The organism is Pseudomonas sp. REP124 (assembly GCF_020164475.1).
Classification (GTDB): domain Bacteria; phylum Pseudomonadota; class Gammaproteobacteria; order Pseudomonadales; family Pseudomonadaceae; genus Aquipseudomonas.
The window spans coordinates 1-22,351 of sequence record NZ_JAIQWX010000081.1 but is presented as its reverse complement, the minus strand read 5'-3'; the positions used below and the strand labels follow the sequence as shown (position 1 = coordinate 22,351).

General features: G+C 61.6%; 22 protein-coding genes. 18 read left to right on the top strand and 4 right to left on the bottom strand.

All coding sequences use genetic code 11. The features are described from left to right. Positions 1 to 521: 521 nt before the first annotated feature. A complete protein-coding gene (locus K9857_RS19145; RefSeq protein ID WP_224538280.1) occupies positions 522 to 1,232 on the bottom strand; it encodes a GntR family transcriptional regulator in 711 nt (236 codons plus the stop codon). Positions 1,233 to 1,429: 197 nt separating this feature from the next. Between K9857_RS19145 and lapG the strand changes: the two genes are divergently transcribed. Continuing rightward, entirely contained in the window at positions 1,430 to 2,122 is a 693-nt protein-coding gene (lapG, locus tag K9857_RS19140; protein WP_224538278.1) for a cysteine protease LapG, read from the top strand. Positions 2,123 to 2,136: 14 nt separating this feature from the next. After that, entirely contained in the window at positions 2,137 to 4,083 is a 1,947-nt protein-coding gene (gene lapD / locus K9857_RS19135) for a cyclic di-GMP receptor LapD (RefSeq protein WP_224538276.1), read from the top strand. A 131-nt stretch (positions 4,084 to 4,214) separates the two neighbouring features. Here the strand turns inward: lapD and K9857_RS19130 are convergent, their stop codons facing one another. Then, positions 4,215 to 4,580: a tryptophan synthase subunit beta gene (locus K9857_RS19130; RefSeq protein ID WP_224538275.1), complete on the bottom strand. Its 366-nt coding sequence runs from the start codon at positions 4,578 to 4,580 to the stop codon at positions 4,215 to 4,217. A gap of 230 nt (positions 4,581 to 4,810) precedes the next feature. Here K9857_RS19130 and K9857_RS19125 point away from each other — a divergent pair, with 230 nt between their 5' ends. The 8 genes from K9857_RS19125 (at position 4,811) to K9857_RS19090 (ending at position 14,054) form a co-directional block, all read left to right on the top strand. After that, positions 4,811 to 5,698, top strand: a complete 888-nt coding sequence (locus tag K9857_RS19125) for a TauD/TfdA dioxygenase family protein (RefSeq protein ID WP_224538273.1) — start codon at positions 4,811 to 4,813, stop codon at positions 5,696 to 5,698. A gap of 18 nt (positions 5,699 to 5,716) precedes the next feature. After that, positions 5,717 to 6,742 (top strand): ABC transporter substrate-binding protein, encoded by a 1,026-nt coding sequence (locus K9857_RS19120; protein ID WP_224538271.1) that lies wholly within the window; start codon positions 5,717 to 5,719, stop codon positions 6,740 to 6,742. Positions 6,743 to 6,747: 5 nt separating this feature from the next. Continuing rightward, positions 6,748 to 7,608, top strand: coding sequence for an ABC transporter ATP-binding protein (locus K9857_RS19115; RefSeq protein ID WP_224538269.1), 861 nt, complete (start codon positions 6,748 to 6,750; stop codon positions 7,606 to 7,608). A gap of 21 nt (positions 7,609 to 7,629) precedes the next feature. Beyond that, positions 7,630 to 8,496: an ABC transporter permease gene (locus tag K9857_RS19110; protein ID WP_224538267.1), complete on the top strand. Its 867-nt coding sequence runs from the start codon at positions 7,630 to 7,632 to the stop codon at positions 8,494 to 8,496. 196 nt (positions 8,497 to 8,692) lie between these two features. Then, the gene (locus K9857_RS19105) at positions 8,693 to 9,613 is read left to right on the top strand and encodes a LysR family transcriptional regulator (protein ID WP_224538265.1); all 921 of its coding nucleotides are present in this window, start codon (positions 8,693 to 8,695) and stop codon (positions 9,611 to 9,613) included. 249 nt (positions 9,614 to 9,862) lie between these two features. Next, positions 9,863 to 11,392 (top strand): MFS transporter, encoded by a 1,530-nt coding sequence (locus K9857_RS19100; RefSeq protein ID WP_224538264.1) that lies wholly within the window; start codon positions 9,863 to 9,865, stop codon positions 11,390 to 11,392. Between the two features lie 26 nt (positions 11,393 to 11,418). Continuing rightward, the gene (locus tag K9857_RS19095; protein ID WP_224538262.1) at positions 11,419 to 12,477 is read left to right on the top strand and encodes an HlyD family secretion protein; all 1,059 of its coding nucleotides are present in this window, start codon (positions 11,419 to 11,421) and stop codon (positions 12,475 to 12,477) included. Beyond that, a complete protein-coding gene (locus K9857_RS19090) occupies positions 12,474 to 14,054 on the top strand; it encodes an efflux transporter outer membrane subunit (RefSeq protein ID WP_224538261.1) in 1,581 nt (526 codons plus the stop codon). Before K9857_RS19095 ends, K9857_RS19090 begins: the two co-directional genes overlap by 4 nt. Positions 14,055 to 14,058: 4 nt before the next feature. On the opposite strand, the gene K9857_RS19085 is transcribed toward K9857_RS19090, so the two are convergent. After that, entirely contained in the window at positions 14,059 to 14,817 is a 759-nt protein-coding gene (locus K9857_RS19085) for a slipin family protein (RefSeq protein WP_224538259.1), read from the bottom strand. Between the two features lie 2 nt (positions 14,818 to 14,819). Then, the gene (locus tag K9857_RS19080) at positions 14,820 to 15,353 is read right to left on the bottom strand and encodes an NfeD family protein (protein WP_224538258.1); all 534 of its coding nucleotides are present in this window, start codon (positions 15,351 to 15,353) and stop codon (positions 14,820 to 14,822) included. Positions 15,354 to 15,549: 196 nt separating this feature from the next. Between K9857_RS19080 and K9857_RS19075 the strand changes: the two genes are divergently transcribed. The 8 genes from K9857_RS19075 (at position 15,550) to K9857_RS19040 (ending at position 22,307) form a co-directional block, all read left to right on the top strand. Then, a complete protein-coding gene (locus K9857_RS19075; RefSeq protein ID WP_175376424.1) occupies positions 15,550 to 16,011 on the top strand; it encodes an aminoacyl-tRNA deacylase in 462 nt (153 codons plus the stop codon). A 156-nt stretch (positions 16,012 to 16,167) separates the two neighbouring features. Then, positions 16,168 to 16,413 carry a DUF2789 domain-containing protein gene (locus K9857_RS19070; RefSeq protein WP_175376425.1) on the top strand — a complete coding sequence of 82 codons (246 nt, stop codon included), beginning with the start codon at positions 16,168 to 16,170 and terminating at the stop codon, positions 16,411 to 16,413. Positions 16,414 to 16,546: 133 nt separating this feature from the next. Then, on the top strand, positions 16,547 to 16,975 hold the full coding sequence (locus K9857_RS19065) for a MarR family winged helix-turn-helix transcriptional regulator (RefSeq protein WP_224538288.1): 429 nt from the start codon (positions 16,547 to 16,549) through the stop codon (positions 16,973 to 16,975). Further along, positions 16,972 to 19,044 (top strand): FUSC family protein, encoded by a 2,073-nt coding sequence (locus K9857_RS19060; RefSeq protein ID WP_224538256.1) that lies wholly within the window; start codon positions 16,972 to 16,974, stop codon positions 19,042 to 19,044. Before K9857_RS19065 ends, K9857_RS19060 begins: the two co-directional genes overlap by 4 nt. After that, positions 19,041 to 19,250, top strand: a complete 210-nt coding sequence (locus K9857_RS19055) for a DUF1656 domain-containing protein (protein ID WP_175376428.1) — start codon at positions 19,041 to 19,043, stop codon at positions 19,248 to 19,250. Before K9857_RS19060 ends, K9857_RS19055 begins: the two co-directional genes overlap by 4 nt. Then, a complete protein-coding gene (locus tag K9857_RS19050) occupies positions 19,247 to 20,134 on the top strand; it encodes an HlyD family secretion protein (protein WP_224538254.1) in 888 nt (295 codons plus the stop codon). Before K9857_RS19055 ends, K9857_RS19050 begins: the two co-directional genes overlap by 4 nt. Beyond that, positions 20,131 to 21,579, top strand: coding sequence for an efflux transporter outer membrane subunit (locus K9857_RS19045; protein ID WP_224538253.1), 1,449 nt, complete (start codon positions 20,131 to 20,133; stop codon positions 21,577 to 21,579). Before K9857_RS19050 ends, K9857_RS19045 begins: the two co-directional genes overlap by 4 nt. A 92-nt stretch (positions 21,580 to 21,671) precedes the next feature. Next, positions 21,672 to 22,307: an NADH:ubiquinone oxidoreductase subunit N gene (locus K9857_RS19040; RefSeq protein WP_224538251.1), complete on the top strand. Its 636-nt coding sequence runs from the start codon at positions 21,672 to 21,674 to the stop codon at positions 22,305 to 22,307. Positions 22,308 to 22,351 lie beyond the last annotated feature (44 nt).

The following is a 22,351-nucleotide window of genomic DNA, read 5'->3' as shown; positions in this document are numbered from 1 at the left end:
TGTCTACGAGCCGCAGCTTTGGGCGGCGATGGAAAAGCTAGTACATAAAAACAGTGTCGGGCAAGTTATTTTTTGATATTTGAAGTTATAACTTTTTCAGGTGCGATAAGTTTCAATAAGACTTTTTATTAAAGTTTTATTTGGGCGTAGTTGCTCCTTCCAACTTATATAAGTCGAAATTTTCATAAAGAGTGAATGCCTCACTCGAAGCAACTTTCCATTGGACTTGTTTGAAGTGATTTGAAGGGATGAAAGTGAGCCGAAGGTGAGGTCGACGCTCTCCTGTCCCGAGGCAAGACTCCTTCCGTTGGTTCCTGTTGCGGGGGCTGCGTCACTACAGCAGGCGTTGCCCGTTCATGGCTCGTTGCCGACCCAGGAATCAGCGTAATGCAACGCAGGGGCGATCACCGAGACATACGAGTCGGTGATGGCTGAAGAGGGCGGGAAAGTGTGTGCGGATGGTTCTGGCAAAGCATGCCTGCGATAGCGGCACCAGTGCGCTATCGCAGGATGGGAAATGCTTACCTCTGAGCTTTCTTGCTCTGCGCCTCAGGACTGTCGAGGTAGCGGGTAATGGCCTCGACGCCCCGGTTGAGGTGATGCTCAAGCAATTCCACGGAAGCGGCGACGTCGCGATTTTCGGCGGAATGCAGCAGGGCGCGGTGGTCTTCCTGGGACAGCTTGCCCAGCCCCATGGCCTCCAGATTGAAACGCAGGAAGCGTTCCTCCTCGTTCAACCCGTCCTCGACCAGCCGCAAAAGGCGCTTGTTGGGTGCCTTGCAGTACAGCGACATGTGGAAAAGACGGTTGAGCCGGCCGATTTCGGTGTAGTCGTGTTCGGTTTCCAGCTCGTCGATATAGCGCGCGGCCTGTTCCAGATCGGCGTTTTCCAGCAGCGGGATCGACAGGCGCAGCGCTTCGGACTCCAGCAGGATGCGCAGCGCATAGGTTTCCACGGCGTCGCCCTGAACCAGCGGCGCGACCACCGCGCCTTTGTGGGCGACCACGTTGAGCAGCGCCTGGGCTTCGAGCTGGCGCAAGGCTTCGCGCACGGGCATGCGGCTGACCCCGAACAGATCGGCCAGATCCTGTTGGCGCAGGGCAATGCCGCAAGGCAGGCGACCATCCAGAATCGCCGCACGCAAGGTCTCTTCAATGATCGAACGAGCCAGGTGCGCCGGAATCGGCCCGTTGACCTTGATACTGCTGAGAGGGTTGGGCTTATGTGTCACTACAACGCACCCTGATTGGCTGATTTGATTTTGGATCCAATTGACACTAGTAACCGCCAGGCGGCTTGTCAAACGCACGACATCGAGGCTTTTCCCAAGTCTAGTCCGCCTCGGGTGATCTCACCGTGCCATTGTTTTTTTAAGGGCTAACCTACACCATCAACCGACTTCCACCTGCCGCTCCAGAGTGCCCTGCATTGGCTTTACCTTTCCCTAAATCCCGGATATTGCGAGGGCTGTGCGGCGCCTTGCTGCTCGCCGGCATCATGCAGGGCGCTGTGCACGCCGACTGGGACTTTTCCCAGATCAGCCGTCGGGCGCAGGCATTGTACGGGCCTTTGGGCGAAGGTCAGAAACGTATTGATGATTGGCAACAGTTGCTCGCTACGCAGAAGTCCATCGGCGAACTGGAGCAGCTCGATCTGGTCAACCGTTTCTTCAATCAGCGCATGCGCTATGTCGAGGACATCGACCTCTGGCATCAGGTCGATTACTGGGAGACGCCGATCGAAGCCCTGTGGAAAGGCGCAGGTGATTGCGAAGACTACGCTATTGCCAAGTATTTCAGCCTGCGGCACCTCGGGGTGGCCAGTGACAAGTTGCGCATCACCTACGTAAAGGCCTTGCGCCTGAATCGCGCGCACATGGTGCTGACCTATTACGCGCGTCCGGACGCCATGCCGCTGGTGCTCGACAGCCTGACCGACACTATTCAACCGGCGAGCCAACGAACGGACCTGCTGCCGGTCTACTCTTTCAATGCAGAAGGTTTGTGGCTGCCCGGTGCCAAGGGTAACCAGAAGGTCGGTGACACCAAGCGCCTGTCCCGTTGGCAGGATCTGCTGAAGAGAATGCAGGCCGAAGGATTTCCGGTCGAGACCACTCACTAGGAGCATGCCTACAGATGTCCTTGTTCAAACAGCTATTGATCGCAATCTGTCTGTTCCTGGTCGTCGCCTTCACCGGCAGCTTCATGGTCAGCCTGGAAAGCTCACGCACCCAATACGTCAACCAGTTGCGCTCCCACGCACAGGACGCCGCGACCGCGCTGGCGCTGTCGCTCACACCCAACATCGACGACCCGGCGATGACCGAATTGCTGGTCAGTTCGATCTTCGACAGTGGGTACTACGCGAGCATCCGCGTGATCAATCTGTCCGACGGCAAGACGCTGGTGGAACGCAGTGGCATCCCGGTCGATACCCGTGTGCCGCAGTGGTTCGTCAAGCTGATCGGCCTGGAGCCGGCCGGCGGCGATGCGATTGTCAGCCGCGGTTGGGAGCAGGCGGCGCGGGTCGAGGTGGTCAGCCATCCGATGTTCGCCCTGGCCAAGCTGTGGCAAAGCGCATTGGGTAGCCTGGCGTGGCTGCTGATCTGCGGCGTGGTCAGCGCAATATTGGGCGCGCTGCTGTTGCGTCGACAATTGAAGCCGCTCGACTACATGGTGCAACAGTCCCACGCCATCGCCCGTCGCGAATTCCTCAGCCTGCCGCAACTGCCGCGCACGCCGGAATTGCGCCGCGTGGTGCAAGCCATGAACCAGATGGTCGAGAAGCTCAAGGCGCTGTTCCAGGAGCAGGCCGAGCGCAGTGAAAAACTGCGGACGGAATCCTATCAGGACAACCTGACCGGGCTGGCCAACCGGCGCTATTTCGAGATGCAATTGAACGCACGGGTGAGCAACCCGGAACAAGCCAGTTCCGGTTACCTGTTGCTGCTGCGAGTGCAGGATCTGGCCGGCCTCAACCAGCGTTTGGGTGGTCAGCGCACGGACGAACTGCTGAAGGCGGTGGGTGAGCAGTTGTCCCGCGAATGCGCCCGCTATCCGGAAACGCAAAATCTGGTGACACGCATCCGCGGCGGCGAGTTCGCGGTGCTGGCGCCGGGGATGATGCGCGAAGAAGCGCTGCAACTGGCGCAACACCTCGACATCGCCCTGGCCAGCCTGCATGCGACGGGCGCCACCGACGTGGCCTCGGTTGCCGCCATCGGCCTGGCGCCGTTCGTTCACGGCGACACACCGCAAGCGGTGCTCGGTCTGGCGGATCAGGCGCTGGCGCAGGCTGAAAGTCAGGGGGATTCGCGTTGGGTTTGTGTGGATCACAGCGCTTTGGTCGACGTCGGTGATGACCAGCATGCCTGGCACAGCTTGCTGGACCTGGCGCTGGAGCAGCGGCGCTTCCGTTTGTATTTCCAGCCGGTGGTGGCCAGTCAGGACACGCAACTGGTGCTGCATTACAAAGTGCTGTCACGGCTGATCGATGATCAGGGCCAGAGCGTGGCGGCCGGGCGTTTCCTGCCGTGGCTGCAGCGATTCGGTTGGACGGCGCGGCTCGATCGTCTGATGTTGGAGCTGGTGCTGGAGCAGATGGACGATCACGAAGAGTCGCTGGCGCTGAACCTGTCGTCGGCCTCCCTCGATGATCCGCAGGCATTGAATGCGCTTCTCGATCTGCTGCGCTCGCACTCCAATCTGGGGCCGCGCCTGACCCTGGAAATCGGCGAAGAGCAATTGCCCGAACAAGCCATGCTCGAAGACCTCACGCGACGTCTGCGCAGCCTTGGCTTCTCCTTGAGCCTGCAACACTTTGGCGGGCGCTTCAGCATGATCGGCAACCTGGCGCGGTTGGGCCTGGCGTATCTGAAAATCGACGGCAGCTACATGCGCGCGATCGATCAGGAGAGCGACAAGCGCCTGTTCATCGAAGCGATCCAGCGCGCGGCCCACAGCATCGATTTGCCGCTGATTGCCGAACAGGTTGAGACCGAGGGTGAGTTGACGGTGATTCGCGAGATGGGGGTGTATGGGGTTCAGGGGCGGTTGGTGGGTGAGCCCAAACCTTGGGAGTAAAGCTTGGAAGTGATGTCGTCAGGGAATCCGTCTTCGCGGGCAAGCCTCGCTCCTACAGGGGCAATGCGTTCCGAATGTAGGAGCGAGGCTTGCCCGCGAAGACGTCAGCACAGTCAACGAGGATCCAGTACTCAGATAAACCCATCCTCGTCATCATCCACCAAATGACTCAACCCCCCCAACGCCTCCCGCGCCTGGCTGCGATCCATGAGCTTGGCCTGCGCCGGCGCCGGCAAATCGGTCACCAGAATCACGCCTTTGCTGATCAGCACTTCGATCAAGTCGTCGAGTACCCGGATCATTTCCAGGTCGCTCTGTTTGAATTGCTTGAGCTGTTTAATCTGCTTGAGCTGTTTGAGGCTGGTGGACATCACCTCGTTGGCGAACCAGGCCTGAAGGTCGGGGTGGTCGGCCGGCAGCGTTTCCGTGGACTCGGCGTAGGCTTCGGCTTCGACGCGCATCAGTTGCCCTTCTGTATCGCGTTGCACGTAGAACATTGAGCATCCCTCCGAAGTGAACAGCGTCATGCTGTCAGCAGCATAGGTGAAATACGCCATATGGTTATTCGCTAACGGTATTTAAAATCGAGTTCTTATATCTATAAAGTCACACCCCTGCGTACCTGCCGACCAATCGGCGCGCCGCACGACACGAACCAACACGGGACATCCGTGAGTTTCTGATCGACGCGCGCGCCCCTTGAGCGCGCCGTGCGTGGGAGTGATTTATGTCAGCCGTTTCAGCATCGCGAGTTGCAGCGCCACAACACTTTGAAATCCGCCCGTTCAGCGGTGCGGTAGGGGCCGAAATCATCGGCCTGGATTTGTCCCGCCCGATCAACGATCAGGACTTCGCACGCATTCACCGCGCGCACCTGGACCATCACGTGGTGGTGTTCCGCGACCAACGCATCACCCCTGAGCAACAGATCGATTTCAGCCGCCGCTTTGGCGTGCTGCAGATCCACGTGCTCAAGCAGTTTTTGCTGGCGGGGCACCCGGAAATTCTTATCGTTTCCAACATCATCGAGAACGGCCAGAACATCGGCCTGGGCGATGCCGGCAAGTTCTGGCATTCGGATCTCTCCTACAAAGAGCTGCCGAGCCTGGGTTCGATGCTCCACGCCCAGGAGTTGCCGTCCGAAGGTGGCGACACCCTGTTCGCCGACATGCACAAAGCGTGGGACAGCTTGCCCGACGCACTGCGCAAGACGGTCGAAGGCCGATCCGCGGCGCACTCCTACACGGCGCGTTACAGCGAGACCAAATTCGAAGGCAACTGGCGCCCGACCCTGACCCCCGAGCAGCTCGCTCAGGTGGCGGAAGTGGTGCACCCGGTGGTGCGTACCCATCCGGAAAACGGCCGCAAGGCGTTGTTCGTCAGCGAGGGTTTCACCACCCGCATCGTTGGCCTGCCGGAAGACGAGAGCCGTCAGGTGCTGGCCGAGCTCTACGCCCACAGCGTCCTGCCGCAAAACATCTACCGCCATCAATGGCAGCCCCACGACCTGGTGTTCTGGGACAACCGTTCGCTGATCCACCTTGCCGCCGGCTGCCCGAGCCACCTGCGCCGCAAGCTGTATCGCACAACCATCCAGGGCGACGCGCCTTTCTGATTTGTCGGAGATCTGATCATGTCCAAACGTCTTCCTTTCGCCCCGCTGGCGGCCGCCATCGGCCTGGGTTTCAGCCTGATCGCCGGCAGCCTGGTGGCGCCGACCGTGGCCCACGCCGAAGGTGAAATCCGCATCGCCGAACAGTTCGGCATCGTCTACCTGCTGCTCAACGTGGTGCGCGATCAGAACCTGATCGAGAAGTACGGCAAACAGGAAGGCATCGACATCAAGGTCGACTGGACCCAGCTGTCCGGCGGCGCGGCGGTCAACGATGCGCTGCTCTCAGGTTCCATAGACATTGCCGGTGCCGGCGTCGGTCCGCTGCTGACCATCTGGGATCGCACCCACGGCAAGCAGAACGTCAAGGCCGTGGCGTCCCTGGGTAACTTCCCGTACTACCTGGTGAGCAACAATCCCAAGGTCAAGACCATCGCCGACTTCACCGAAAAGGACCGCATCGCGGTGCCGGCGGTGGGCGTTTCCGTGCAGTCGCGTTTCCTGCAATACGCGGCCGCCAAGCAGTGGGGCGACAAGGAATTCAATCGCCTGGACAAGTACACCATCGCCGTTCCGCATCCCGATGCCACGGCCGCGTTGATCGCTGGCGGCACCGAGCTGAGCGGACATTTCTCCAACCCGCCATTCCAGGATCAGGCGCTGGCCAACCCGAACGTGCACGTGGTGCTCAATACCTATGACCTGCTCGGTCCGAATTCGCCAACCGTGCTGTTCGCCACCGAGAAATTCCGCAACGAGAACCCGAAAACCTACAAGGCCTTCGTCGACGCTCTGACCGAAGCGGCGCAATTCGCGCAGAACGACAAGGGCGCGGCGGCCGATACTTACATCCGTGTCACCAAAGCGAAAATCGACCGCGCAGCATTGCTGAAAATCATCGACAACCCGCAGTTCGAATTCAGCGTCACGCCGAAAAACACTTACCCGCTGGCCGAGTTCCTCTACCGCGTCGGCGCGATCAAGAACAAACCTGATTCGTGGAAGGACTACTTCTTCCAGGACGCCAAACCGCTGCAAGGGAGCTGATCGACATGAACGCCCCCTTGCAAGGCCACACGGTCAGCAAACCGGCCACGGCAGCCCAGGCGCTGCTGTCGGTCGATAACGTCAGCCTGGAGTACCGCACGCCCCAGCGTGTGGTGCGGGCGACCCACCAAGTGAGTTTCGAGATCGATCCGGCGGACCGTTTTGTCCTGCTCGGTCCCTCCGGTTGTGGCAAGTCGACCTTGCTCAAGGCCGCCGCCGGCTTCATCCAGCCGGTCGAGGGCGAGATACGTTTGCAAGGCCAGCGCGTGGAGGCGCCGGGGCCGGACCGGATTGTGGTGTTTCAGGAGTTCGATCAACTGCCGCCGTGGAAAACCGTCAAACAGAACGTGATGTTTCCCCTGCTGGCCTCCAGAACCCTCAAGCGCAAGGACGCCGAGGAGCGGGCGCTGCACTACCTGGAGAAGGTCGGGCTGGCGGCGTTTGCCGATGCCTATCCGCACACGCTGTCCGGCGGCATGAAGGCGCGGGTGGCGATCGCCCGGGCCCTGGCGATGCAGCCGAAAATCCTGTTGATGGACGAACCCTTCGCCGCCCTCGACGCCCTGACCCGACGCAAGATGCAGGAAGAACTGCTGCTGCTCTGGGAAGAGGTGCGCTTCACGCTGCTGTTCGTCACGCACTCCATCGAAGAAGCGCTGGTGGTGGGCAATCGCATCCTGTTGCTGTCGCCGCATCCGGGGCGGGTGCGGGCTGAGGTGCACAGCCATCAATACGATTTGCACAGCCTGGGCGGCGTGGAATTTCAGGCCTCGGCGCGGCGCATTCATCGGCTGTTGTTCGATGAGGGCGAGGCAGCGCAAACCGAGCGCGAACTGGATTTCACCGACATCCGCATCGCTTATTGAGCCAGTTCAGAGGAGGGCCCGATGAGCCATTTATCATCCCCGCGTGAAGAGTTCGAAAACATTCTGCAACCGCTGACCAGCGTGCCGCTGGAGCGCGAATTGCCCATCGGCCAACGCTTGTGGCAACAGGGTTGGCTGCGCAAAAGCCTGATCCTGATTCTGCTGGCGCTGCTGTGGGAAGCCGTCGCGCGCTATCAGGCCAACGACCTGCTGCTGCCGAGTTTCCTGCAAACCGCGCACGCCCTGTACGACGGTTTGCTCAGCGGCGAGCTGCTGGGCAAGGTATGGATTTCCCTGGTGGTGCTGGTCAAGGGCTACCTGATCGGCATCGTCCTGGCGTTCGGTCTGACCACCCTCGCAGTCTCGACCCAGTTCGGTCGCGACCTGCTCAGCACCCTGACCTCGATGTTCAACCCGTTGCCGGCTATCGCGCTGCTGCCGCTGGCGCTGCTGTGGTTCGGCCTGGGTCAGAACAGCCTGATTTTTGTGCTGGTGCATTCGGTGCTCTGGGCGCTGGCGCTGAACACCTACGCCGGCTTTCTCGGCGTTTCGGAAACCCAGCGCATGGCCGGGCGCAACTATGGCCTCAAGGGCATGCGCTTTGTGTTGTTCATCCTGATTCCGGCGGCGCTGCCATCGATCCTTGCCGGGCTGAAAATCGGCTGGGCGTTTGCCTGGAGGACATTGATTGCGGCGGAACTGGTGTTCGGGGCGACCAGCGGGAAAGGTGGGCTGGGTTGGTACATTTTTCAGAACAGGAATGAGTTGTACACCGACAAGGTGTTTGCCGGGTTGGCGGTGGTGATTTTGATTGGGTTGCTGGTTGAGAATCTGGTGTTCGATTCGCTGGAGCGGGTGACGGTGAAGCGGTGGGGGATGCAGAGGTAGGGGGTGTCTGATCTGGCCTCTTCGCGGGCAAGCCCGCTCCCACAAGGATCCGCGGCGAATGCGGATTTTGTATCCGCCACCGAACCCTGTGGGAGCGGGCTTGCCCGCGAAGGGGTCCGACCTGCCACCGCATGACCAACAGGATGTTTGCTAGCATTGCGCCTGACTCAATCCAGTCCAGCCAAGAGTGCTCAGCATGCAGCTCCCAGATATGAATCTTCTCATCGCCCTCGACGCCCTCCTCGACGAAGGCAGTGTGGTGGGTGCCGCGCGGCGGATGAACCTCAGTCCGGCCGCCATGAGCCGTACCCTGACGCGCATTCGCGAGGCCATCGGCGATCCGATTCTGGTACGCGCCGGTCGAGGTCTGGTGCCCACGCCCAAGGCACTGGAGTTGCGCGATCAGGTACGGGACCTGGTGGAGCAGGCGGCGCAGTTGTTCCACTCGGCTCGGGTGGTGGATTTAGGCAGTCTGCGTCGGCGCTTCAGCATTCGCGCCAACGATTTCTTTGTCGGCGTTTACGGCGGCAAGCTGTTCGACTCCATGGAGCGTCAGGCGCCGCATTGCGAATTACGTTTCGTGCCGGAAGGCGATGGCGATGACGAAGCCTTGCGTGAAGGGCGTATCGATCTGAACGTCAGCAACAATCGTCCGCTGATGCCGGAAGTGAAGGTGCAGAACCTGTTTTCCACACAGTTCATCGGACTGGTTCGCGAGGATCATCCGTTGCTTGACGAAGAGATCACCGCCGCACGTTTCGCGAGCTTTTCCCACATCAGCGTGTCCCGCCGCGGCATCGCTCGCGGTCCTATCGACGCGGCGCTCGACGAATTGGGATTGGAGCGGCGGGTGGCAGTGATCGCCCCCAGCTTCCATGCCGCGATGTTCGCCTTGCCCGATTCCGACCTGATTCTGCCGGTGCCAAGGGAGACACTGTTGAGCGTGCGTCGTCTCGGTCTGAAACTGCGTTCGTTCACCTTGCCTGTCCCATTGCCAACCATCGTTTTAAGCCAGGCCTGGCATCCGCGTTTCGACAATGATCCGGCCCACCGCTGGTTACGTGAAACGGTAAAACACTGCTGTGATCAAACCTGGCTAGCAGCGCAATCGAACTGAAAAATCAAAAAACCGCAGTGTGCGGTATCACCCGCAGGGGCTAGGCACTAACACCTATGGATGGTGGCCTGCCTGATGCGCCGATGATAATTTTTTCCCAACATTTCTTCGCAAGGCAGATATCCGCCTTAGCCCGTTTTCGTCATTCGAATGCTGCGCCACGCGCACTTATACATTACCGATAAGTCAGTTTTCGTCAGCGATCGTGCTTCGTAGACTGCCGCCTTATTTATTCGGAGGTGTAAACCGATGACCTCTCTGACGGCCACGGTCTCTTCGGCCGTGCCCACTCCGGTCGCATCGACAGCATTTGGCCCGCGACTCATCATCGGTCTGGTGGGCGTATTGCTGGCGGTGCTGGTGTCGGGCCTGAACGAAATGGTGACCAAAGTCGCCCTGGCTGACATTCGCGGCGCCTTGGGCATCGGCTATGACGAAGGCACCTGGCTGGTCGCCTGCTATGCAGCGACCTCGGTTTCGGCAGCGGCCTTTGCGCCGTGGTGCGCGGTGACGTTTTCGTTACGCCGCTTCACCCTCTACGCCATCAGTGCCTTCACCTTTCTGGGCCTGCTGTGCCCACTGGCGCCGAATTACGAAAGCCTGCTGGTGTTGCGTACGTTGCAAGGTCTGGCCGGTGGCGCGCTGCCGCCGATGCTGATGACCGTCGCCCTGCGTTTTCTGCCCGCCAACGTCAAACTGTACGGCTTGGCGGGGTATACCCTCACGGCCACTTTTGGCCCCGGTCTGGGCACGCCACTGGCGGGTCTTTGGACCGAGTATGTCGGCTGGCAGTGGACCTTCTGGCAGATCGTGGTGCCGTGCCTGATTGCCATGCTGGCGGTGGGTTACGGCATTCCCCAGGACCCACTCAAGCTTGAGCGTTTCAAACAGTTCAACTGGCGCGGTCTGCTGCTGGGTTTTCCGGCGATCTGCATGTTGGTGATCGGCATCTTGCAGGGCAATCGGCTGGACTGGTTCGAGTCAAGCCTGATCAGCACATTGCTGGTGGGTGGCACGTTGTTGCTGGTGCTGTTTCTGATCAACGAATGGTCGCAGCCGATTCCGTTTTTCAAGATGCAGATGCTCGGTATCCGCAACCTGTCGTTCGCCTTGCTGACGCTGTCTGGCGTACTGGTGATTCTGCTGGCGGTGGTGATCATTCCGTCCAGCTACCTGGCGCAGGTCCAGGGATATCGCCCGGTGCAGACCGGACCTATCACCTTGCTGGCAGCCTTGCCGCAACTGATCGCACTGCCGTTGGTGGCGGCACTGTGCAATCTGCGCTGGGTCGATTGCCGCTGGGTGCTGGGGATTGGCTTGTGCATGCTCATCCTGTCCTGCATCGGTGGCTCGCACCTGACATCACAATGGATTCGCGATGACTTCTACGTGCTGCAGCTGCTGCAGATCTTCGGCCAGCCGATGGCGGTGCTGCCGCTGCTGATGCTGTCCACCGGCAGCATCCAGCCAATGGACGGGCCGTTTGCGTCGTCCTGGTTCAACACCGTGAAAGGCCTGGCCGCCGTTATCGCCACCGGCGTGCTGGAGACCCTGACCACAGCGCGGCTGCACTTCCATTCAACGATGCTGGTCGATCGCCTCGGCAATTCACCTCTGGCCGAATCCGACAGCGCAGGCCTGGCCCATCGGCTGCACGAGCAGGCCGTGGTGCTGACCGCCGCCGACCTGTACCTGTGCATGGCCGGCGTCGCCGTGGCGCTGATCCTGCTGATTTTCTGGATGCCGACGCGGATCTATCCACCGCGCGCACCAACCTGAACGCTCCACTGAAACAGAAGGTTTTTATGACGACTCAATCCAAGCAAAAACTGGCCGCATGCGTTGCCGTCGTGATCGCCGTGGGCGCGCTGATCTATCTGCTCGGCCCGTTCGGCCAACGCACGCACCAGACCACCAACGACGCCTATGTCTCGGCGGATTACACGCTGGTGGTGCCGCGTGTAGCCGGCTTCATCAAGCAGGTGCTGGTGGAAGACAACGAACAGGTCAAGGCCGGGCAGTTGCTGGCGCTGATCGATGATCGCGACCTGCGCGCCGCCGCCGATGCGGCGGCTGCCGAAGCGCTGGTGGCTCAGGCGCAATTGCAGAATGCCAAGGCGACTCTCGAGCGCCAGACTTCGGTGATCGCTCAGGCCCAGGCGTCGGTGGTGTCGGCCAAAGCGGAAATGGCTTTCGCCCAGCATGAACTCAATCGCTACAACCATCTCGCCGGGGTCGGCGCCGGCACCGTGCAGAACGCGCAACAGGCGCGGACCCGCATCGATCAGGCCAGCGCGCGGTTGACTAATGTCACGGCGGTGCTGGCCGCCGAACGCAAGCAGGTGGACATCCTCACCGCCCAGCGCGATGGCGCTGAAGGTGGTTTGAAACGGGCGCAGGCGAAGCTGGAAATCGCCAGTTTCGACCTGTCCTACACCCGCATCGTCGCGCCGCAGGACGGCATGGTCGGCGAGCGTGCGGTGCGGGTGGGCGCGTACGTTACGCCGGGCAGCAAGCTGCTGGCGGTGGTGCCCCTGGCGCAGGCCTATGTGGTGGCCAATTTTCAGGAAACCCAATTGACTCATGTGCAGCCGGGGCAGGACGTTGAAATACGTGTCGACACCTTTGGCGGTGCGGCATTGAGCGGACGCGTGGAGAGCATTGCGCCCGCCACGGGTGTGACCTTCGCGTCGGTCAAGCCGGACAATGCGACCGGGAACTTCACCAAGGTCGTGCAGCGGATTCCGGTGAAGATCGTGCTGGAGCCGGGGCAGCCGTTGGCTGAGCGGTTGCGGGTCGGGATGTCGGTTGAGGCGCGGATTGATACGGCGGGTGTGACGGTGAATGAGGTTGTTCAGCGATGAAGAGTTTTGTTGCCTGTGCCGACGCCTTCGCGGGCAAGCCCGCTCCCACAGTGGACCGGGGTGACCACAAAATCCATGAACAACCGATAACCCTGTGGGAACGGGCTTGCCCGCGAAGAGGCCATCAGCCCCGACTCATCTCCAGTGCCTTGCTCGCATTGAGCCTCACCGCCTGCACAGTCGGCCCGGACTTCCAAAAGCCCGAAGCCCAGCAAATCACCGAGTGGTCAAAACCCTCAAAACCCGCCCCCAGCCAGGCCATCACCGAAACCCTGAACGAACGCTGGTGGGAAGTGTTCAACGACCCAAAACTCTCGGCCCTGAGCCAGCGCGCCCTGACCGACAACCTTGACCTCAAGCTCGCCAGCAGTCGCCTGGAGCAAAGCCGCGCCGTGCGCCAGGTGGTCACCGCCGACCGCTACCCGACCACCGCCGCCACCGGCAGCTACAGCCGTAAACGCAACAGCGGCGAAGGCTTGATGGACCCGTCCGGAAACAACGGCAATTCCGCCTTCAACCTGTGGGACGCCGGTTTCTCCGCCTCTTGGGAACTGGATTTCTGGGGCCGGGTGCGCCGCGAAACCGAAGCCGCCGACGCCAACCTGGAAGTGGCGGAAAACGATCGTCGCGGCGTGCTGCTGTCGGTGCTGGCCGAGACCGCCCAGGACTACATCCAGCTGCGTGGGGTGCAAAACACGCGGGCCGTCACCGAGCAGAATCTGGAGGTGGCTCGCCACAGCCTGAAACTGTCGCAACTGCGTCTGGGCGATGGTGTGGCCACTGACCTGGACGTCGCCGAAGCCGCCGCGCAAGTCGCAGCCATCGAATCGCGTCAGCCAGCGCTGGAGCAGCGCCAGGCGCAATTGATCAACGCCCTGAGCCTGTTGATGGGCGAGCCGCCCCAGGCGCTCACTGCTGAGTTGTCCAGCGACGCACCAGTACCGCAAACACCACGTCAGGTCGCCATCGGCCTGCCGTCGCAACTGGCCGAGCGCCGCCCGGACATTCGCCAGGCCGAAGCCCGCCTGCATGCCGCCACCGCCAGCATCGGCGTGGCCAAGGGCGATTTCTATCCGCGCATTACCCTATCGGGCAATGTCGGTTCGCAAGCCATGCAACTGAGCGATTTCGGTTCCTGGGGCTCGCGCACGTTCGGCATCGGTCCGCAGTTCAGCCTGCCGCTGTTCGACGGCGGTCGTCTGCGCGGCGTGCTGAATTTGCGCGAAGCCCAGCAACAGGAAGCGGCCATCGCCTACCAGCAAACCGTGCTGCGCGCCTGGCATGAAATCGACGATCAGTTGAGCGCCTACAACGCCAGCCAACTGCGCCGCGACAGCCTCGCCGAAGCGGTGCGCCAGAACCGGATCGCCCTGCAAACCGCCCAGCGCCAGTACGTCGAAGGCGTGGTGGACTTCGTCAACGTGCTCACCGTGCAAGGCGCGTTGCTGGCGACTCAGGAGCAGTGGGTCGAGAGTTCGACCGGCGTCTCGCTGGCCGCCGTCGGGTTGTACAAGGCGTTGGGTGGTGGGTGGCAGTCTGTGTATCCGTTGGCCGCTGCCGGTGATCCTTCCCGCTGATGCTTTAAGGCTTCGACGACAGATCCGCCATCCCCTTGAGCAACTCGATCGGCAATGGAAAAACGATGGTCGAGCTCTTGTCGCCGGCAATCGAACTCAGCGTCTGCATATAACGCAATTGCATGGCGCCGGGTTGGCGGCCGAGCATTTCGGCGGCTTGCATGAGTTTTTCCGAGGCCTGCAATTCGCCTTCGGCGTGGATCACCTTGGCCCGGCGTTCGCGCTCGGCTTCGGCCTGGCGGGCGATGGCGCGGATCATCGATTCGTTGAGGTCCACGTGTTTGATCTCGACGTTGGCGACCTTGATGCCCCATGCGTCGGTCTGGGCGTCGAGCACTTGCTGGATGTCGATGTTCATCCGCTCGCGCTCGGCCAGCAGTTCATCCAGTTCGTGTTTGCCGAGAACCGCGCGCAAGGTGGTTTGCGCCAGTTGGCTGGTGGCCATGAGAAAGTCTTCGACCTGGATGATCGCCTTCTGCGGATCGAGGACGCGAAAGTACAGCACGGCGTTGACCTTCACCGACACGTTGTCGCGGGTGATGACGTCCTGCGTCGGCACGTCCAGCACCACGGTGCGCAGATCGACGCGGACCATTTGCTGGATCACCGGAATCAGCAGGATCAGGCCAGGGCCCTTGACCTGCCAGAAGCGGCCGAGCTGGAACACCACCCCGCGCTCGTACTCGCGCAGGATGCGAAAGGTCGAGCTGGCCAGTGCGATCAGCAACAGCAGGAGTGCGGCAAAACCCAGTTGCAAGCCCATGTTCATTCTCCCTTCGATACCGCGTCAGCCGCGGCCACTTCCAGCATCAATCCCTTGCGAGCCACCACCCGCACCCGTTGCCCGATCTGCAGCGGGTTGGCGCTGGTCACTTGCCAGCGTTCGCCTTGCAGATGCACCCAGCCCTGGCAGGCATCGCCGGCCTGCAACGACAGCACCGGCGCCACGCTGCCCAACAGTCCGGCATCGCCACTGACGTTGTGGCGCGGTCGGGTTTTCAGGGCGCGGATCAGCAGGAAGATCAGCAGCAGGCCGCTGATCAGTCCAAGGCCGATCATCAGGGGAACGGGCAGTTCGGCGTTGGTCAGGATCACTGCGCCGATCACGAACATCACGATCCCGCCCAGGCCGATCACGCCGTAGTTGGGCAGGGCGGCTTCGGCGATCAGGAAAGCGATGCCGAAGGTGATCAGCCACATGCCGATGGGGTCGGGGGCGGGCATGCCGGCGGAGTCCGCAGCGAGGGCGGAGCCGCTTAACACCAACAGCCAGGCAATGGCACAACAACGCGTGTTCACGTGACCCTCCGGGAGAGTCGTGGGTGGTTCTGTCTACAGTTTAGTTGACGGGCCGGCTGTATGAATTTTGCTCAGTTGTTGACCTGTCCGGTGGGCGGATTTCCCGCCGGATCGCCCCTGCGGGCCTAGACTTTGAGTACGAAGAAAAGCGTCAACCATCGTCCGCCCAGCGGCATGGCGGACTCGGAGGTGCATCATGCGAATGGCAAAAACCGTGCAGAGAAGCCTCGACCGGGCTCAATGCCAATACGACATCGTCACCCATCCTCACTCGGCCAGCAGCCTGGAAACGGCGCGGGTCGCAAACATTCCGGCGGAGCGGATGGCCAAGTCGGTCATTCTCGACGACCACCATGGTCGCTACCTAATGGCCGTGCTGCCCGCCAGCCGTCACCTGGACCTGAGCAAAGTCCGCAGCAGCGGCGAATGGCAGGTCTCGCGCGAAAGCAATCTGGCGCATCTGTTTCAGGACTGCGAACGCGGCGCCGTGCCTGCCCTGGGCGAAGCCTACGGGCTGGACGTGGTCATCGACCCCCTGCTGACCCGGCAAAAAGACATCTACCTGGAAGCCGGCAACCACATCAACCTGTTGCACATGAACATGCCCGAGTTCCTGAAAATGGTGCCGCATGCGCAGGTTCGGGAGTTGAGCAGTTAGATGTGTGGTGTGTCTAACAAAGCCATCGCGAGCAGGCTCGCTCCCACAATGTTCTCGGGTGTTCACGGTACTGATGTTCACCCCGAACCCTGTGGGAGCGAGCCTGCTCGCGATTGACCGCAAAGCGGTCACCTCACAACCCAAAAGGAGCCAAACATGGAAAACCCAACCCACAGCCTCCCATCCCTCTTCAAACAACTCGGCCTGCCGGACGACGCCGAAAACATCGACAAATTCATCGCCACCCACTCACCCCTCAAACCGGAACTGCACCTGGCCGACGCCTTTTTCTGGAGCCCCAGCCAGGCGGATCTGCTGCGCAATGAAATTCTTGACGATGCCGATTGGGCGGAGGTGGTGGATCAGTTGGATGTGTTGTTGCGCAAAGGACGAGGTGGCTAAAACGCCAGCATTCACGCTGGAAGAAGAATTTGTTTCAAAACTTGACGCTAAATCCCCATCAATGCCATATTGATAGTTAGCAAACTAACAGTGTGTGTATTTTTCCGTGCCGAATGATCTCGACATTCTCCAGATGAACATCAGCAGCTCCATGGTGGTGGGCGCGCGGCATTGGCGCAAAATCTGCCAGACGACGCTGGTCAACTATGGGATTTCCGAAGCCTGTGCGGTGCCGTTGTTGATGATCGGGCGCTTGGGTGATGGTGTGCGGCAGGTGGCGGTGGCGCAGGCGTCCGGGATGGAAAGCCCGTCGCTGGTGCGATTGCTCGATCAGTTGTGTAAAGCGGGTCACGTCTGCCGCACCGGTGACGCCAAGGATCGCCGCGCCAAATGCCTGAGCCTGACCGACACGGGAAGGGCGCTGGTGCAGAAGGTCGAAGTTCAACTGGTGCGCTTGCGCCATGAAACCCTCGAAGGCATCGACCGGCGCGATCTGGAAGCGGCGCTGCGTGTGCTGCGCGCTTTCGAGTCCGCCAGCCAGACACCGGTGATCGAGTCTTGAGCGGTTTCTTCAGCGGCATGCCGCCAGCGCGAGACTGGTTCTACGGCGTGCGGACGTTCGCAGCTTCGATGATCGCCTTGTACATCGCGCTGCTCATGCAGATGCCGCGTCCGTACTGGGCGATGGCCACGGTGTACATCGTCTCCAACCCGTTCCTCGGCCCGACCACCTCCAAGGCGCTGTATCGCGCCATCGGCACCTTCCTGGGCGCAGCGGCGGCGGTGCTGTTCGTGCCGATGTTCGTCCAGAGCCCCTACGTGCTGGTGCTGGTCATCGCACTGTGGACCGGCACGTTGCTGTTCCTGTCCCTGCACCTGCGCACCGCCAACAACTATGCCCTGATGCTCGCCGGCTACACCTTGCCGCTGATTGCCCTGCCGGTGGTGGATAACCCGCTGGCGGTGTGGGATGTGGCCGAAGCGCGTACCGAAGAAATCTTCCTCGGCATCGCCGTCGCCGCCGTGGTCGGTGCGATGTTCTGGCCCCGTCGGCTGGCGCCGGTGTTCAACGATTCGGTGAGCAAATGGTTCGCCGATGCCTCGACCTACAGCCTGCGCTTTCTCAGCCGCAACGTGCAGCCCGAAGAAGTCAGTGCGCTGCGCTCCTCGATGGTGGCGACCTTCAACAGCCTGGAGCTGATGATCGGCCAGTTGCCCCACGAAGGCTCGCGACCGCAGACCGTGCGCAACACCAAGGAATTGCGCGGGCGCATGATCCACATGATGCCGGTGATCGATGCCCTCGAAGACGCGCTCTACGCCCTCGAACGACGCACGCCGGAACTGGTGGAAAAGTTCGCCCCCATGCTCGCCGCCGCCAGCGAATGGCTGCAGCACAAGGACGCCGACATCGAGCGCTGGCACGCGCTCAAAGACCAGCTCGAAGCCCTGCAACCCAGTGCCGAGGTGCTGGAAGATCGCAAGCAGTTGCTGTTCTCGAACGCCCTGTATCGCCTCGGCGAATGGGTCGATCTGTGGCAGGACTGCCGCAGCCTGCAGATCGCCATCCAGTGCGAAGATCAGGACAGCTGGCGCGCCGTGTACCGCCACTGGCGCCTGGGCCGGCTGACGCCGTTTCTCGACCGCGGCCTGATGCTGTATTCGGCGGCCTCCACCGTCACCGCGATTATCGTCGCCTCGGTGCTGTGGATTCTGCTCGGCTGGACCGACGGCGGCGCGGCGGTGATTCTGGCAGCGGTGTCGTGCAGCTTCTTTGCCTCGATGGACGATCCGGCGCCGCAGATCTACCGGTTCTTTTTCTGGACGGCGATGTCGGTGCTGTTCGCCAGCCTTTATCTGTTCCTAGTGCTGCCGAACCTGCACGATTTCCCGATGCTGGTGCTGGCGTTTTCCGTGCCGTTCATCGTGGTCGGCACCCTCACGGTCAAGCCGCAGTTCTACCTCGGCATGCTGCTGACGCTGGTCAACACCTCGTCGTTCATCAGCATCCAGGGCGCCTATGACGCGGACTTCCTGAGCTTCGTGAATTCGAACCTGGCCGGCCCCATGGGCCTGTTGTTCGCCTTCATCTGGACCCTGGTCGCCCGACCATTCGGCGCGGAACTGGCGGCCAAACGCCTGACCCGTTTCAGCTGGCGCGACATCGTCAGCCTGACCGAGCCGGCGACCCTGGCCGAACACCGTCAGCTGGGCGTGCAGGTGCTGGATCGCCTGATGCAGCACCTGCCGCGCCTGGCCATGACCGGCCAGGACACCGGCATCGCCCTGCGCGAAGTGCGCGTGGCGCTGAACATGCTCGACCTGCTGGCCTACACGCCACGGATTCACGGCGTCGCCCAGGATTTGTTGCGTCAGGTGGTGGCCGAAGTCGGCGAGTACTTCAAGACCTGTCTCAAGGCTGGCGAACGCCTGCCGGTGCCGAGCCCGTTGCTGATGACCATGGACCGCACCCGTCGCGCACTCGCTGGTGCCGGCGACGAGCAAACTCGTCTACACCTGTTGCACGCCCTTAGCGGCTTGCGCCTGGCGCTGTTGCCCGGTGTTGAATTCGTCGGTACCGCCGAGCCCGAAGAACCGCTTCCTTATGGCATTGATGGAGCGCCCCTATGATCGGAGATCTGGATATCAGCGGCGTTTTCCTGCCCACGCTGCTTGTGCTGATGGGCATTACCTACCTGGTTTACCTGCTAGTGCACGGGTTGCTCACACGTCTGCACTTTTACCGCCTGGTCTGGCACCGGGCATTGTTTAACGTGGCTCTCTACGCCTTGCTGCTTGGCGCCGTGGACTCACTCAGTCGATACCTGATGACATGAAAAAACCGTTTTTAACCCTCGGCCGCGTGATCGTGACCCTGTTGATCGTGACCTTCGCCGTGGTCGTGGTCTGGCGCATGGTGATGTACTACATGTTCGCCCCCTGGACCCGCGATGGTCATATCCGCGCCGACGTCGTGCAGATCGCCCCGGACGTCTCCGGCCTGATCCAGCAGGTGGACGTGCGTGACAACCAGCCGGTCAAGCGTGGCCAGGTGCTGTTCACCATCGACCAGGACCGTTTCAAGCTGGCGCTGCGCCAGGCCAAGGCCGCCGTGGCCGACAGAGAAGAAACCCTGGCGCAGGCCCAACGTGAAGCCAAGCGCAACAAGGGCCTGGGCAATCTGGTGCCGGCCGAGCAACTGGAAGAAAGCCAGTCCCGCGTGGCCCGTGCGCAAGTGGCGCTATCGGAATCCCAAGTGGCGGTAGACAGCGCGCAACTGAACCTCGACCGTTCGGTGATCCGCAGCCCCGTGGACGGTTACGTCAACGACCGTGCGCCGCGTACTCAGGAATTCGTCAGCGCAGGCAAGCCGGTGTTGTCGGTGGTCGACAGCAACTCCTTTCACATCGACGGCTATTTCGAAGAAACCAAACTGGGCGGCATCCATGTCGGCCAGAGCGTCGACATCCGCGTGATTGGCGACAACGCGCGACTGCGCGGGCATGTGCAAAGCATCGTCGCCGGTATCGAAGACCGCGACCGCACCAGCGGCAACAACCTGCTGCCCAACGTTAACCCGGCATTCAGCTGGGTGCGCCTGGCCCAGCGGATTCCCGTGCGCATTGCCTTCGACGACGTGCCGGCAGATTTCCGCATGATCGCCGGGCGCACCGCCACCGTGTCGATCATCGACGACAAAGACCGGGAGCCTGCGAAATGAACAAAGCCTCGGGTTTGGCGGTGGCTGGTTTAGGCCTGCTGCTGTCGGCGTGTTCGATGGTCGGGCCGGACTATCACTTGCCGGAAGAGGCCGCCGTTCAGCGTGCGGATTTGCAGGGCGAGCTGGATGTGAACGGCAAGCCGGTGGTTTCGGCGCCAGTGCCTGAAGATTGGTGGCGTCTGTATCGCGATCCGCGGCTGGATCAATTGGTCCAGCAGGCGCTGGCGTCCAACACCGATCTGCGGGTCGCGGCGGCCAGCCTGTTGCGGTCGCGTGCGCAGGTGGACGAAGCCGAAGCTGCCGGTGGCTGGAGCGGCGGCGTGAAGATGGGCGCCCAGCGCTTGCAGGAATCCGGCGAAGCCTTCCTGCTGCCGGAAAAAGTGCCGGTGGCCAACATCGGCGATATCGGCATCAGCGCGTCCTACCAGTTCGACCTGTGGGGCACGCTCAAGCGCGGCATCGAAGCGGCCAAGGCCAATGCCGACGCGACCCAGGCGGCCGCCGACACCGCACGCATTACTTTGGTTGCCGATGTGGTGCGCGCCTACACCCAGGTGTGCGCGGCCAACGAAGAGCGTGAAATTGCCCAGCATTCCCTCGACCTGCAATCGCAAAGCACCTCGCTGATCCAGCGCCTGCGCGATGCCGGTCGCGGTGACGAAACTCAGGTCACCCGCTCGCAAACCCAATTCAAATCCTTGCGCGCCGACATGCCGCGTTATGAAGCGGCGCGTCAGGCCGGATTGTTCCGTCTGTCGATGCTGCTGGCCAAACCGGTCGATCAACTGCCGGCCGGCACTGCCGCTTGTGCGGAACTGCCGAAAATCGCGCAACTGGTGCCGGTGGGCGATGGCGCCTCGTTGCTCAAGCGTCGTCCCGACGTCCGTCAGGCCGAGCGTCGCCTGGCCGCCGCGACCGCCAACATTGGCGTGGCCACCGGCGAGTTGTACCCGGACGTGCGCTTCGGCGCGACCATCGGCACCGTCGGCATCCTGGAAAACCTGGGCGAGCCGTCCACCAACCGCTGGGGCTTCGGCCCGTCGCTGACCTGGAACGTGCCGACCAACGGCGCCCGGGCGCGCATCCGCGAAGCCGAAGCCGTGACCCAGGCGACCCTGGCGCACTTCGACGGCGTGGTGCTCAACGCCATTCGCGAAACCCAGACAAGCCTGGCCCAATATTCGGCATTGCTGCAGCGCCGCGATGCCCTGGCGGACGCCGAGCAATCGGCGAAACTGGCCGCAGACCAGACGCACCGCTTCTTCCAGGCCGGCCGCGAGTCGTTCCTGGCCGACCTGCAAGCCACCCGCACCTACACCGATGTCACGGCGCAACTGGCCGCCGCCAACACCCAAGTGGCGTTGAGCCAGATCGATTTGTTCCTGGCCCTGGGCGGCGGTTGGGAAAGCGGACGAACGCAAGCGTCGAACGCCAGCAAACCCTGAGGCCGTTGCTATGCTTTGAAATGTTGCAGGGCGTTGCAGCAACAGCGCCCCTGCAATACACAAAGCTTGCGCAGGTCAGGGGGAAACCAATAATGAAAAACCCTTTTGCTCTCGGCTTCTGGTGTGCCGTCGTGGCCCTCGTGCTGCTCACGGGGACCTATTTCTACGGCGTCATGCTGGCCTATCAGATCGACAAGGCGCTGATGTTTCTCGACAGTGCCGTGGCGTTGATCGCCGTGGTGGCTGTTTCGGTGGTGGCCTGGGCGTCCGTCCAGACCCGGCGCATCAAGAAAAAACAACTCGAACAAGGCAAGACCCTGGTGCTGATCTGGGACACCAAGGTGGCGCTGCGCCGTGTCGAAACGGTGTTCGACCGCTATTTCTGGGGCAGTTACTGGCAACCGGGGCGCACCTTCCAGGAAGTCATGGGCGAGCTGACCGGCACGCCGCTGGAAAAAAGCCTCGAAACCCTGAAGAAGCAATGCCTTGAGCTGGACAAGCAGGTGGCGGATGACGGCCGGCACTGGCTCAACAACGCCCGTGAACTGGCGGACGTCGCCACGGCCATGGCCCGCGAGCGCTATCAACTGGATTTCTGCGACCCCCGTGGCGAAGTGACGGGCGGGGCGGTGATCAACCGGGATTTTGAAGTGCTGGTTTACACCTGGAGCGCAAGGCTCAAGACCTTTGATCATCAGTTGGATGAGATTGAGGTTCAGTATTCCTGATTGTGTTTTTAGTACCGACGCCTTCGCGGGCAAGCCTCGCTCCT